This window comes from Seonamhaeicola sp. ML3, assembly GCF_023273855.1.
GTDB lineage: Bacteria > Bacteroidota > Bacteroidia > Flavobacteriales > Flavobacteriaceae > Seonamhaeicola.
Genome location: NZ_CP096884.1, coordinates 2,944,000 through 2,957,708 on the forward strand (window position 1 = coordinate 2,944,000; position 13,709 = coordinate 2,957,708).

At 35.6% G+C, this 13,709-nt stretch carries 15 protein-coding genes; 4 read left to right on the forward strand and 11 right to left on the reverse strand.

Translation table 11 applies throughout. The features are described from left to right. Positions 1 to 32: 32 nt before the first annotated feature. The 6 genes from leuB to M0214_RS12700 form a co-directional block, all read right to left on the reverse strand. Positions 33 to 1,088, reverse strand: a complete 1,056-nt coding sequence (gene leuB, locus M0214_RS12675; protein WP_248722932.1) for a 3-isopropylmalate dehydrogenase — start codon at positions 1,086 to 1,088, stop codon at positions 33 to 35. Positions 1,089 to 1,112: 24 nt separating this feature from the next. Then, the gene (locus M0214_RS12680; protein ID WP_248722933.1) at positions 1,113 to 2,636 is read right to left on the reverse strand and encodes an alpha-isopropylmalate synthase regulatory domain-containing protein; all 1,524 of its coding nucleotides are present in this window, start codon (positions 2,634 to 2,636) and stop codon (positions 1,113 to 1,115) included. A 91-nt stretch (positions 2,637 to 2,727) separates the two neighbouring features. Then, complete coding sequence (leuD, locus tag M0214_RS12685; RefSeq protein WP_248722934.1) at positions 2,728 to 3,327, reverse strand: 3-isopropylmalate dehydratase small subunit; 600 nt, start codon at positions 3,325 to 3,327, stop codon at positions 2,728 to 2,730. 93 nt (positions 3,328 to 3,420) lie between these two features. Beyond that, entirely contained in the window at positions 3,421 to 4,824 is a 1,404-nt protein-coding gene (leuC, locus tag M0214_RS12690) for a 3-isopropylmalate dehydratase large subunit (protein ID WP_248722935.1), read from the reverse strand. 251 nt (positions 4,825 to 5,075) lie between these two features. Further along, on the reverse strand, positions 5,076 to 5,462 hold the full coding sequence (locus tag M0214_RS12695; RefSeq protein WP_248722936.1) for an acyl-CoA thioesterase: 387 nt from the start codon (positions 5,460 to 5,462) through the stop codon (positions 5,076 to 5,078). An 11-nt stretch (positions 5,463 to 5,473) separates the two neighbouring features. Further along, a complete protein-coding gene (locus tag M0214_RS12700; protein WP_248722937.1) occupies positions 5,474 to 6,361 on the reverse strand; it encodes a DUF72 domain-containing protein in 888 nt (295 codons plus the stop codon). A 125-nt stretch (positions 6,362 to 6,486) separates the two neighbouring features. On the opposite strand from M0214_RS12700, the gene M0214_RS12705 reads away from it, so the two are divergent. The 3 genes from M0214_RS12705 to M0214_RS12715 all read left to right on the forward strand — a co-directional run bounded on the left by M0214_RS12705 (position 6,487) and on the right by M0214_RS12715 (position 8,445). Continuing rightward, complete coding sequence (locus M0214_RS12705) at positions 6,487 to 7,068, forward strand: TetR/AcrR family transcriptional regulator (protein WP_248722938.1); 582 nt, start codon at positions 6,487 to 6,489, stop codon at positions 7,066 to 7,068. A 53-nt stretch (positions 7,069 to 7,121) separates the two neighbouring features. Further along, positions 7,122 to 7,871, forward strand: coding sequence for an SDR family NAD(P)-dependent oxidoreductase (locus M0214_RS12710; protein WP_248722939.1), 750 nt, complete (start codon positions 7,122 to 7,124; stop codon positions 7,869 to 7,871). Positions 7,872 to 8,028: 157 nt separating this feature from the next. Further along, a complete protein-coding gene (locus M0214_RS12715; protein WP_248722940.1) occupies positions 8,029 to 8,445 on the forward strand; it encodes a glyoxalase in 417 nt (138 codons plus the stop codon). A gap of 101 nt (positions 8,446 to 8,546) precedes the next feature. On the opposite strand, the gene M0214_RS12720 is transcribed toward M0214_RS12715, so the two are convergent. From M0214_RS12720 to M0214_RS12730, 3 genes are all read right to left on the reverse strand, one after another. Continuing rightward, complete coding sequence (locus tag M0214_RS12720) at positions 8,547 to 9,230, reverse strand: DUF2461 domain-containing protein (protein WP_248722941.1); 684 nt, start codon at positions 9,228 to 9,230, stop codon at positions 8,547 to 8,549. Between the two features lie 55 nt (positions 9,231 to 9,285). Next, entirely contained in the window at positions 9,286 to 10,074 is a 789-nt protein-coding gene (locus M0214_RS12725) for a tRNA pseudouridine(38-40) synthase TruA (RefSeq protein ID WP_248722942.1), read from the reverse strand. Between the two features lie 108 nt (positions 10,075 to 10,182). Further along, complete coding sequence (locus M0214_RS12730) at positions 10,183 to 11,592, reverse strand: right-handed parallel beta-helix repeat-containing protein (RefSeq protein WP_248722943.1); 1,410 nt, start codon at positions 11,590 to 11,592, stop codon at positions 10,183 to 10,185. 180 nt (positions 11,593 to 11,772) lie between these two features. Between M0214_RS12730 and M0214_RS12735 the strand changes: the two genes are divergently transcribed. Further along, on the forward strand, positions 11,773 to 12,192 hold the full coding sequence (locus M0214_RS12735) for a hypothetical protein (protein WP_248722944.1): 420 nt from the start codon (positions 11,773 to 11,775) through the stop codon (positions 12,190 to 12,192). 57 nt (positions 12,193 to 12,249) lie between these two features. Here M0214_RS12735 and hisIE read toward each other — a convergent pair whose 3' ends face one another. Continuing rightward, the gene (hisIE, locus tag M0214_RS12740) at positions 12,250 to 12,867 is read right to left on the reverse strand and encodes a bifunctional phosphoribosyl-AMP cyclohydrolase/phosphoribosyl-ATP diphosphatase HisIE (protein WP_256467967.1); all 618 of its coding nucleotides are present in this window, start codon (positions 12,865 to 12,867) and stop codon (positions 12,250 to 12,252) included. Between the two features lie 61 nt (positions 12,868 to 12,928). Beyond that, positions 12,929 to 13,687, reverse strand: coding sequence for an imidazole glycerol phosphate synthase subunit HisF (hisF, locus tag M0214_RS12745; RefSeq protein WP_248722946.1), 759 nt, complete (start codon positions 13,685 to 13,687; stop codon positions 12,929 to 12,931). Positions 13,688 to 13,709 lie beyond the last annotated feature (22 nt).

Genomic DNA, 13,709 nt, shown 5'->3' on the forward strand with positions numbered 1-13,709 from the left:
CTCTTCAAGGTTAGTTAGTTATATATATAGTTTTAGATGTTCTTTGCTAACCAGTCCCCTACTTCGCTTGTTCCGTAAGACTTTCCACTATCGGCTAAATCTTCGGTAACAAAACCTTCGGCTAGTGCTTTATTTACCGCTTCCCTGATGGCTTTCCCTTCTTCAACTAAGTCGAAACTTTCAAACATCATAGCAGCAGATAGTACCGTTGCCATTGGGTTTGCTATGTTTTTACCAGCAGCTTGTGGATATGAACCGTGGATAGGCTCAAATAAACCAATATCAGATCCTAATGAAGCAGAAGGCATTAATCCCATAGACCCAGAGATTACAGACGCTTCATCGGTTAAGATATCACCAAATAAGTTTTCGGTAATTAATACGTCATAGTCTGAAGGCCACTGTACTAAACGCATAGCAACAGCATCAACAAACTCATAAGATACGGTTACTTCAGGATAATCAGCTTCTAATCCTTGTACTGTTTCTCTCCATAAACGAGACGTTTCCAATACGTTTGCTTTATCAACACAGCATAAACGCTTAGAACGTTGCATAGCCAATTCAAAACCTTTACGAGCCAAACGTGTTACTTCTTCTTTTGTGTAAACACAGTTGTCGAAAGCTGTATTTCTATCATCTCTTCTACCCTTTTCACCAAAATAGATACCACCGGTAAGCTCGCGTAAGAATACTAAATCAGTACCCTCGATACGTTCTTTCTTTAATGGCGATTTATCTAACAAAGACGGAAACACAAACGTTGGACGTACATTAGCGAATAAGCCTAAGGCCTTGCGCATCTTTAATAAACCTTGCTCTGGACGAACAGGTGCAGATGGATCGTTATCGTATTTAGGGTCACCAATAGCACCGAATAAAACAGCATCAGAAGATTTACAAATCTCATGTGTTTCATCTGGATATGGTTCTCCAACGGCATCAATAGCAGCTGCTCCAGTTAATGCTGGTTTCCAAGTAATTTCATGTCCGAACTTTGCAGCAACGGCATCACTTACTTTTACTGCCTGATCGATAACTTCAGGTCCTATTCCGTCTCCTGCTAAAAGGGCTATGTTTAATTTCATTTCTTTTATTTTAGTCTTTATATCTTAATTGTTAATAATGTTAAGCATTTTCTCTGTCGCCTTTATTGCCGATACCGTTTGATCAGAATCTAAGCCTCTAGTTTTGAATTCTCGGTCACTATTTTTCCATGTAATAATGGTTTCACATAGTGCATCCGATTGACTTCCTGGAGGGATTCTCACGGCATAGTCGGTTAAATCGGGTAAAATCAAATTCTTTCGTTTGAATACCTTCCTTATGGCATTCATAAAGGCATCGAACTGTCCGTCGCCTTGTGCATTTTCCTCGAAAGACTGTCCATCAATGGTGAGCGCCACTGTGGTTGAAGGTTTTAAACCTTTAGAGTGTGTCAACACATAAGAATCAACCTTGATTTTTTCCTCGTAAGACCCACTATCCAAAACGTCCGAAATAATATAAGGCAGGTCTTCTTTAGTAACCACTTGTTTTTTATCACCAAGTTCAATAATACGTTGCGTTACTTTTTTAAGGTCGGTATCGTTTAATTGAAGTCCTAATTCTTGTAAATTCTTTTGAATATTGGCTTTCCCTGAAGCTTTTCCAAGTGCGTATTGACGTGTTCTGCCAAAGCGTTCGGGAGATAATTCGCTGAAATATAGGTTCTTTTTATTATCCCCATCGGCATGAATACCCGCAGTTTGCGTAAATACATTGGCACCAATTACGGGTTTATTCGCCGGAATCATGATACCAGAAAAATTTTCTACTAGCTTACTAACGGTGTATAATACTTTCTCATTAACACCCATTTCTATCTTGGGTAAAAAATCATTAATCACCGCTATGGTACTGGCCATTGGTGCATTTCCTGCACGTTCGCCCATACCGTTAACCGTAAGATGTAAAGCGTCGGCACCAGCTTTAAGCGCTTCCATGGCGTTAGAAACTCCTAAGTCATAATCGTTATGCGGATGGAAATCAAAATGTAAATTAGGGTACTTCTGCTTAATTTCGTTTACATAATCGAAAGATTCTTCAGGTGTTAAAACCCCTAAAGTATCTGGAAGCATGATACGCTTGACTGGTTGTGTAGCTAAGAAGTCTAAAAACTGGAACACGTATTCCTTAGAATTACGCATACCATTACTCCAATCTTCCAAATAAACATTGGTTGCTATACCTTCTTCCGAAGCTAAAGAAATAATTTCTGAAATTTCTTTAAAGTGCTGTTTTGGAGTCTTTTTGAGTTGATGAGTTAAATGGTTTAATGAACCTTTTGTAAGCAGATTTTGTACCCTAGCACCTGCTTTTACCATCCATTCTATAGATGTACCATTATCAACAAAAGACAATACTTCAACAGCATTTAAATAGCCGTTATCTCGTGCCCATTCTGTGATATTTTTAACCGCTTGAAACTCCCCTTCAGAAACTCTAGCAGATGCAATTTCTATTCGATCCACATGAAGTTCCTCAAGTAATAGCTTGGCAATAGTTAGTTTCTCTGAAGCAGAAAACGACACACTCGAGGTTTGTTCACCATCGCGTAATGTCGTATCCATTATTTCTATGCGTCTTTTAGTCACTGGGCTAAAAAAGAATTTTATATGTCATTCAGAACGATAGCGAAGAATCTATAGATTCAACAGTCGTTCCTCTTTCTGAATGACAGAGGTATTAAAAAGGTCTGGTTTCTCCAAAAGAAGCGATTTCTTCTTTCATGTTTTGTAGATAATCTATATCATCAAAACCATTGAGCATGTTCCCTTTTTTATATCCGTTGATTTGAAATGATTCAGATTCACCTGTAGAAACCAAAGTCACTGTTTGATTAGGAAGATCTACTGTAATTTCAGTTTTTGGGTCAGCCTCTATTGCATCAAATAATTTTTGAGCAAACTCCGGAGACACCTGTACTGGTAATACACCAATATTCAAACAGTTGTTTCTAAAAATATCTGCGAAAAATGATGAAATCACACAACGTAATCCGAAATCATAAACAGACCAAGCGGCATGCTCTCTAGAAGATCCAGAACCAAAGTTCTTACCTCCTACTAATATTTTAGAACCTGCGTATTTATCATCGTTTAAAGGAAAATCTGCAATAGGATTTCCCTCAGAATCGTATCTCCAGTCTCTAAAGAAATTATCTCCAAAACCTTTACGCTCTGTTGCTTTTAAGAAACGAGCAGGAATGATTTGATCAGTATCTACGTTTTCTATTGGTAACGGATACGCTGTACTTGTTAATACTTCAAATTTATCGTAAGCCATAATTTTATGCTTTTGGCCTTTAGCTATTCGCTATTGGCAAACTTTTAATTTATAATTTTTGCTAATGGCGAGAAGCCAAAAGCGAGTGCCTATTTAGGCAGTTTCTAATAATTTTCTTGGATCGGTTACCACACCCTCAACAGCAGTGGCTGCCGCTACTAATGGAGATGCCAATAATGTTCTTGATCCTGGTCCTTGACGGCCTTCAAAGTTACGGTTAGAGGTCGATACCGCTAATTTTCCAGCAGGTACTTTATCATCGTTCATTGCTAAGCAAGCAGAACAACCAGGTTCTCTTAACACAAAACCAGCAGCTTCTAAAATCTTATCTAAACCTTCTTCTTTAATTTGGTCTACTACTTTATGAGATCCAGGTACTAACCAAGCTGTAATGTTATCTGCTTTTTGACGACCCTCTACTATAGAACAGAAAGCCCTAAAGTCTTCTATACGTCCATTGGTACAAGATCCTAAAAACACATAATCAACTGTTTTGCCGATCATATCCTCACCTTCAGAAAACTGCATGTAACCAAGTGATTTCTTGTAAGTAGTCACACCACCTTCAACCTCTTCAGCCATTGGAATTGATTTAGTAACACCAATACCCATACCTGGATTAGTTCCGTAGGTGATCATAGGCTCTATATCGGCCGCATCATAATTAAATTCAGCATCAAACTCAGCACCTTCTTCAGTATAAAGGGTTTGCCAATATTCCATAGCTTTATCCCAATCTGCCCCTTTTGGTGTGTGTTTTCTTCCTTTTATGTACTCAAAAGTCTTTTCGTCTGGTGCAATCATACCACCACGAGCACCCATCTCTATAGATAAGTTACAAACGGTCATACGACCTTCCATAGTCATGTCTTCAAAAACATCACCCGCATACTCTACGAAATATCCTGTAGCACCAGAAGTGGTTTGTTGAGAAATGATATATAAAGCAACATCTTTAGGTGTTACACCAAAACCTAATTTACCGTTTACGTTAATACGCATCTTTTTAGGTTTAGGCTGCATGATACATTGTGTAGACAATACCATTTCTACTTCAGAAGTACCAATACCAAAAGCAATTGCACCAAAAGCTCCGTGAGTAGATGTGTGCGAATCACCACAAACAATAGTTGAACCTGGTAAAGTAATACCGTTCTCAGGTCCTACAATGTGAACAATACCGTTATTTCTATGACCTAAGCCCCAGTGAGAAATACCATGCTCTGCAGCATTAGTAGCCAAAGCTTCTAACTGATTTGCAGATAATGGATCAGCCACAGGTAAATGTTGGTTCCATGTTGGCGTGTTATGATCTGCTGTTGCAAAGGTCTTTTCTGGATACATTACACCAATACCACGGCTTTTTAATCCAACAAAAGCAACAGGACTTGTTACTTCATGAATAAAATGACGGTCTATGAAAAACACGTCTGGTCCATCTTCAATTTTTCTAACAACATGCGAATCCCACACTTTGTCAAATAATGTCTTGCTCATAAATATCTTTATTAATGTTTTAATTCTGCTTTATACTCAATAAAATCAAGTGATAGGAGCTTTTAAAGGATCACAAAGTTAAAATATTATTACAGTTATCTAAAGCTTTGATAGGCTTTGTTGTTAACTTTTTATAAAATTGATGAAGTAGGTTGTTAAAATTATATTTTATTCAACATAAGATTGAATTTACTTATAATTTTTAAACCAAATGAGTAGCCTTTACACTTTACAGCTATTATCTATGCGCTTCAGGAAACTCTGTCCTTTACGTACTCTACTTTTGTTTTCCCATGAGGCTTGACCTTCCCGTCCAGTCCAATGTTTACCATAACTATATTTGAAATAGTTATTATGGTTTCCCTGGTCATCATGTTTCTAACTTCACAACCAAGAGTTAATGAAGCTTTTCCGAATTTTATGGCTTTTATCCCTATTTCTATGACATCTCCCTGTTTTGCAGATGCTTTAAAGTCAATTTCACTTATATATTTGGTAACCACTTTTTGGTTTTCCAATTGAACAATGCTGTACAAAGCCGCTTCTTCATCTATCCATTCTAAAAGTCTGCCGCCAAATAGTGTTCCGTTGGCGTTTAAATCTTCTGGTTTAATCCATTTTCTTGTGTGAAATCTCATGTATGTTTTTTTTAGAGTAATTTTTGTTGTTTTTCTTCATTGGGTATTTTAAGATTGGTACCCAATGCACTATTAAGCTTCCTTATAAAGTAAGCCGATAAAAGAGGAGATTCTTTTTCAATATTTTGATGTATGAAAAAATCTATTTCCCTTACGCCTTGTTCTTGCCATTGCTTTAGTCTTTCAACCCAATCATCTAGGCGAGTATAATCTGTTTCATGGTTAGCGCCAACATAACGCACAAATGCGGTAGCGTTGGTTAAACGCATATGCATTAAATCTCGCCTTCCAGCAGTATCAACCAAAACATTCGAAATATTATTGATTTCTAAAAGATTATACAATTCGTTGGCCACTGCTTTATCATTGTACCAGTTTGTGTGTCTGAACTCTACGGCTAATGGTACTTCTTTTGGCCAAGTCTCTACAAAGCTTACTACCCGACCAAAATCCTTTGGTGCGAAATTATTATGCATCTGTAAAAAAATGGTCCCCAGCTTTTCCTTTAATTCAGAAGCGTTGTATAGATAATGCTCAACAACTGCTTTGGTCTCGTTTAAGCGTTTCCAATGACTTATCTCTTGATTTAATTTCGGAAAGAATTTAAAACCTGGTGGTGTTTTATCATACCAAGTAGAAAACTGTTCAGCTGGAAAAATCCTGTAAAATGTAGCGTTAAGTTCAATAGAATTGAATTGTTTTGAATAATACCCCAGTTCATCTTTTGTCCCTCTTGGATAAAACCCTTTAAGATCTGCCCTATTCCATTTAGCGCAACCAACGTAAATTTCAGGAACGTTGTCATCTTTAACCTTGTTTAAAACGTTTTTAGTTTTTGGGTGGTCTTGTGGTAAGGTGAAATCTATATCTTGTGGGTTGTCTACGCTTCCGAATTTCATTTTATTGAGATTTCATCAAATTTAAGTAAATACCTTCCATTTTATATGTTTTTTTAAGAATAACAAAATTTTAACATTGTGCTTTTAAATAAATTTTTAATTTTGGAACGTTCATTTCAAATAAAATGCCAAAAGTAGAAACATTCGATAAAGCACAGGTTTTAAAACAAGCCACATTGGTCTTTCATGAAAAAGGATACAATGCTGCTTCTATGCAGGATTTGGTAGATGCTACTGGTTTAAATAGATCTAGTATTTACAATTCTTTTGGTGGAAAGTTAAATCTTTTTATGACTTGTTTAAAATCTTATAAAGAAGATAATTTTAATAAAATAAATGAACGGATAAATAATGCCGATAATGGATTAAAAGCTATTGAATTACTATTGGAATTGTATTTAGAAGATATCTTGCAAGACAATAGAGATATGGGCTGCCTTCTTACCAACTGTGCCACAGAAATGGGAAATCAAGAATCTGTAATTTCTAAATTTTTAGATGCTAACATGACTTCTTTTATTGATTTTCTCACTGATTTAATTGGTAAAGCTCAAGAGGAAGGTATTATTAATAACAAACGAACAGCTTCAGAATATGCTTTATATATGTATTCTTCTATTCAAGGATTTAGGACTACAGGTATATTATTCTCTAAAAAGAAAGATTTAAAAATCTTAATAGAAACAATATTACAAACATTAAAATAATTTTTTTTAACCTTATTTGAAACGATTGTTTCAAATAAATAATTTTAAACATCATGAGTAAACTTAAAAACAAAGTAGCAGTAATAACAGGGGCCAACAGCGGTATTGGTTTAGCGACAGCCAAATTATATCTTAAAGAAGGTGCAAAGGTTGTATTATCGGGGCGCAGACAAGAGGCATTAGACGAGGTTTCTAAAGATTTAGAAGGCGATTTTATTACAGTATTAGCCGATGCTAGTAAACCAGAGGATAACAAAAGATTGATTAGTGAGGCCACGGCGCATTACGGTAATATTGATATCTTATTTTTAAATGCTGGAATTGCACCGGTATCTCCAGCCACAGATATAACAGAAGAACACTATAATGAGATTTTCAACATTAATGTAAAATCCCCTATGCTTACTGTAAAAGAGGCGCTTCCATCTTTAAACGATGGTGGTTCAATTCTTTTTACAAGTTCTATAGTTCATAAAAAAGGTTTTGATGGTTTAGGGGTATATTCCGCTAGCAAAGGCGCTATTCGTGCTTATTCTCGCGTACTAACTTCTGAATTACGTTCACGTGGAATTAGAGTGAATTCTATTGCACCAGGCCCTATAGAAACACCTATATACAGCAAAATGGGCTTGCCTCAAGATGTTGTTGAAGATATGGGTAAAGGCTTTGCTTCTCAAGTACCACTTGGCAGGTTCGGAAAGTCTGAAGAAGTCGCTAATGCAGCTTTATTTTTAGCATCTGACGAAGGCTCTTATGTTAATGGTGCCGAGTTAGAAATAGACGGCGGTATCAGTCAGATTTAATAACTATAAAGTTTAAAATCCCTTAGAGATTTAAATCCCTGAGGGATTTTGCATTTAAGCCTAACCAGCTTGCCTTTGTTGATAACGCGTTAATAATTAAAAAGCTGATTGCAAAAATTGGGATTCAATAATATTTACTTTTATTAAAACCGAAATCATGAGCCCAAGACAATCTAACCTAAAAGACATTCGTCCAGACATCCCTTCCGCTTCTATCAATGACAGTATGAGTAATGAAGAACGCTTTCAAAATTTGGTTTTGAGACCGGTAATTAAACTTCAGAACGATTTGCTAGTCGCTGTATTTAAAAATTACATTGTGAAGCATAAATCTGTGTTTTACGATTTAACCATGGAAAAACGCATTGATTACATTGAAAATGCCATTCACAAGGATATGAAATTCCGAAATTCTGTAAAAGGTATGGTCATTGGTCTGTTTACAGTTGAAGAATATAGTATCTACACTGAAAATTCTTCAGCACTTAATAAACGTATGATGAACCTTGTAAAAGAGCGTTACCTAAGTCAAATCCAGTTGTTTGAGAATCCTGAGTTGTTGGCGGCGGTTTAAAATTCCTAAGAAAGGTATGTATGTCATGCTGAATTTATTTCAGCATCTGAACGGGTAATACGGTAAGATTCCGAAACAAGTTCGGAATGACACCTAGTTGGTTAATCAATCAATGACACCCCATTCAAATCTGTAGTAAGCACATCACTCATATAATCAAAAAATGGGCGAACTGCTTTAAATGATGCGGTTACATCATCTAAAAAATCAGAACCCAAAACCTCTTTGTCAGTATATTTTTTGGTGAAAATAAATTGTTTCTTCTTAATTAAATCTATGGCTTTGTGCTCTTTGCTAAATCCCTTAGGTGCTGTTTTTACTTCATCACCAACAAAGGTATCACCCCAAACAGAATTAAAATCTTTGTTAGCTAAAATATCGCGGATGTCGCTGTCATCCATTTCAAACTCCTTTCTAATGCGTAATAAATCTGCAGAATTTGGTTCCCAAAACCCCGTAGCGATAAAACTTTCGTTATTAGGTTGAATATGTAAATAATATCCACCTCTTAATTTGGGCTTCGTTCTATGAAAAGACCCTCCAAAATGGGTTTTATAGGGTAGTTTGTTTTTTGAAAAACGGACATCTCTATAAATTCGAAACATCTTCATTTTATCGATGTCATCATGAGTATTAAGTGTTTCAAAAATTGATTGATACACACTTTTTACTTCGGCCTCAATGGTTTTGAACTCCTTTTTTCGTTCGTTAAACCAATCCCTGTTATTGTTTTTTTCTAATTGCTTAAAGAAATCTAGGGCTGCTTTTGGTACAGTAAAACTCATTGTCGTTTTTTTTGATGATTTGCTTTTAGGAACTGAAATTACAAAAACTACAGCGTTATGCAAACTCTACTTTATTAAGAATTAATCCAGAGGCAGGAGCAATATAATTCATCTTTACGAAAACATCGGGTTGCAAACTGTGTTTTATGTCATAAAGAGATAAATTTCCTTTACCTAAATCAAACAAAGTCCCCATCATTAATCGTATTTGGTTTCGCATAAAGCCTTTTCCCCGAACTCTAAGTAGATACGATTTTTTTGGGAAGTAGTTTGCTGTATAAATGGTGTTTTCAACTAATTCACAGGTTTCTATTTGTCTTGTGTACACCCCTTTATCGGTTGGCTTATAACAATAGGATTTTAAATAGTGTTCGCCTTCAAACAATTTAGCGCCTTGTTTCATTAAATCGATATTTAAATCATCTAAAATGGTCGTCATTATAGGCGCACAAAATGGATGACATTTTTCGCCATAGGTAAACAAGTAAAAGTATTCTTTTGTTTTTGGGTGATTGATGATATTGAATTTCTCATCAACTTCCTTAATAGCTAAGGCTCTAATATCTTGTGGAAGATTATAATTGAATAAGGCTAAAAACCCATTTAAGTCTTCAATCTCATGTTGTAAAAACAATTCAAACGTGGCGCTTTCGGCAGATACCATGGCATCTGTCCTGCCAGAAACCAATGTTTTAAAATATTTCCCTTCCAATATATAATTTAAGGTTCTGTCTACCATTAAATGTAAAGTCTTTACATTGGGTTGCTTTTGCCACCCATGAAAGCGATACCCTAAATATTGAAAACTGATTAGGTAATAGTATTTTTTAGGCTGAAATTGCATGTGGCAATAATAAGGTTTTTAATTTAAAAAATGCTTTGGGGATTCACCAAGACTTCCAATAAACCTGTCATTTCTGTGGAAACAGGAACCTGAATAATAAATTTTCTATTATTCAATCCAACAACCGCTCCAAGCTGTATTTTGTTGCAATGGAACAGTAAAATTAGTGCTATTGTATAGGTTGCCTTCAGCAGTTCCTGTAACATCTTTAAAACGATATGCCCAACACTCATTAGAGTGCTCAACATTATTGTGTTTTAATATGAGATTGTTCATTTGCCAAAAAGCTAAATGTCCATTGGTGATGATATTGTTAGTAATGGACAAGTTGGAATCTTTGTACATGTACATACCACAGTTATTTAGCCTATTTCTGTGAATAAAGGTTATATCTTGAACTGTTTTTGGGTTATCGTTAGAATACATTATAATACCGTTCCAATTGTTTGTAGATTCGGTTCTCATGCTTATATCATTATAACGTACTGTCCATGCAGCGTTTTTCCAATAGACTAAAGGACCATCTATATATTCACTATCATTTCCTTGAAGCAATATGTTATTCTCAACGATAACGTTGGTACCGTCTGTATTAACTACATCTCCACCTCTATTGTTATGAAAATAGTTGCCTCTAATTAATATGCTATCATTTACTCTGCCAGCACCTTCAATATCAATTCCAAATTCTGGTGCAGTGCCATTCGTATGGTGAAATTCGTTATTTTCTATTAAAATCCCTAAGCCTCCAACTATAGAAACTCCTTGTCTTCTATTATCTGAAAAATTATTACGAGTAATTTCAATATCTCTTAGTCTCTGTTCTTGACCTACGCCACTGCCTACGATTAAAATCCCATCACCATTGGCTTTCCCAAGAACCATATTCTGAACTATAACAGATTCTGTGTCGCCTTCTATACATATTAAATGTCCTTCGTCATGAACTGTTGAACCGTCTGTACTTCTTGGTTCATAGTTATGATTGTCTCTATCTCCAAGAATGGTTCCTCCTGAAATAACTACAAAAGCCTCATTTTTAATACTAATGGCGCAATAGTTCCATTTATCATTTGGAACCATTTCTATTGTAGCTTTTTGATCCAATAAAAAAGCCATATTACTCTTTAATCTTATGCCTTCATAATAGTTATCATTACCCTGTTTGCCAATTAAATAATGGCCTTCTGGTAAACAAATCTCACCATAACCCTGAGACACGGCCCAATCTATAGCAGTTTGTAAATTCTCTGTAGTTTTAACTGCATCTGTTCTATTGTTAGGAATATCCCATCGTTCTAGTTCTATACAATATCTGTTATCGGAAATTTCTGTATAAGGTATTCTTTCTATGGGGTCTTGGGGACCATTAAAGGGATAAGGGTTATTCGGGTCTGTTTGACTTAAAAAAATGCTATTAAAAGAAGGATTATCATCAGTATCATAGAAACAAGATTGTAACATAATACAAAAAAGGGATATCAAAGATAGTCTTTGAAAGGTTAGGTAGGCAGCCATTAATTTGGGGTTTAATGTTAAACCAAATATACGATTTAAAAACTAAATTCCGTTTTTATAAAGCAAGCTCAATTTATAGTGTTATCTCGTCTAAAGACCTCACATTGAATACCGTTGTTTTATCAATTATGATAAAATTTTTTTAAATTACAGATAATTAACCAATAAAAACTAATTATTATGTCTGATTCAACAAGTAGTAAACCACCAATTTGGTTCTGGATAGTTAGTCTTATAGCGCTTATTTGGAATGGTATGGGTGTCAAGGCCTATTTAGACCAAGCTTATAATACAGAGGCTTACCAAGAGATGTATACTGAGGAAATGCGAGAGATTGCCGCTAATTTCCCCACATGGGTTACGGCAGCCTTTGCTTTAGCAGTTTTTGCAGGCGTTATTGCAGCGTTACTTTTAATTCTTCGGAAAAAATTTGCAACACGATTATGGGTTTTATCTCTAATTGCAGTTTTAGCTCAAATGGGTTATGTTCTAATTAACGGCTATGCTTCTAGCGTAGGAATGACCATAATGATAATAGTTTTGGCTATTGTATTTACATGGTTTTCAAAAATGTCGGCAAGTAAAGGTTGGCTTAATTAGATTAAACCACCAATTATATGTTGAAGGTATTAGACTTAACCAGCTAATACCTTCTTTTTATTTATGGCGTTTCTTTAATTCTGCCTCTATATCTTTTAATGTGAATCCTTTAGCTTGAAGTAACATAAGGTAGTGGAATAATAAATCGGCTGATTCATATAAGAATAACTCATCATTATTATCCATGGCCTCAATAACAGTCTCCACGGCTTCCTCTCCTACTTTTTGGGCCACTTTATTTATTCCTTTTGAGAATAAGCTGGCAACGTAAGACTTAGAAGTATCTTTATTCGCAACACGTTCAGATATAACATTTTCTAAGGTTGAGAAAAAACCGTAATTGGGAGTGTTCTCTTCATGCCAACAAGTATCTGTACCGGTATGACAAGTTGGACCAATTGGGTTTGCCCTAACCAATAGCGTGTCTTTATCGCAATCGTTTTTGATATCAACCAGTTCTAAAAAATTACCACTTTCTTCGCCTTTAGTCCATAAACGCTGTTTACTTCTGCTAAAAAAAGTAACTTTATTTATTTCAATTGTTTTTTGATAGGCTTCTTCATTCATATAACCTAGCATCAACACATTTTTTGTTGTTGCATCTTGAATGATTGCTGGTACTAATCCGTTTGAATCGTATTTTATTTTCATTTTAAAATTGTTGTCATTGCGAATCGCATAGCGATGTGGCAATCTATTCAAAAAGATTACTTCGTCATACTTCCTCGTAATGACGTTATAATCTTACTTCAATATTATGTTCTTTTAATTCTTTCTTTAAATCAGGAATAGGAATTTCACCAAAGTGAAATACACTAGCGGCTAAAGCAGCATCCGATTTTCCTTCCGTAAAGGTATCAATAAAGTGCTGCACATTTCCTGCTCCACCAGAAGCGATGATTGGTATATTCAACTCCTCTGATAATTTTGCCAAAGCTTTATTGGCAAACCCTGCTTTGGTTCCATCGTGGTCCATTGAAGTGAATAATATTTCACCTGCGCCTCTTTGTTCAACTTCTTTTGCCCACTCAAACAAATCGATATCTGTTGGTATAGTTCCACCCGCAAGGTGTACTTTCCAGGTTCCGTCTTCAATTTGTTTCGCATCAATGGCTACAACCACACACTGACTCCCAAATTTGTCCGCTAACTCATTTACTAATTCAGGACGTTTAACCGCTGAAGAATTAATAGATACTTTGTCTGCACCATTTTTTAGTAACGCATCAACGTGTTCTACAGAAGAAATTCCACCACCAACAGTAAAAGGAATATTTACCTGTTCAGCTACATGCAATACCATCTCTAATGTAGTTGCTCGTGCTTCTAGAGTAGCTGTAATATCTAGGAATACCAATTCATCCGCACCATAATCAGCGTATTGCTTTGCCAGTTCTACTGGGTCTCCAGCATCACGTAAGTCAACAAAGTTCACACCTTTTACAGTGCGCCCGTTCTTAATATCCAAACACGGTATGATTCTTTTTGTTAGCATATTTCGAATCGTCAGTTCGAGT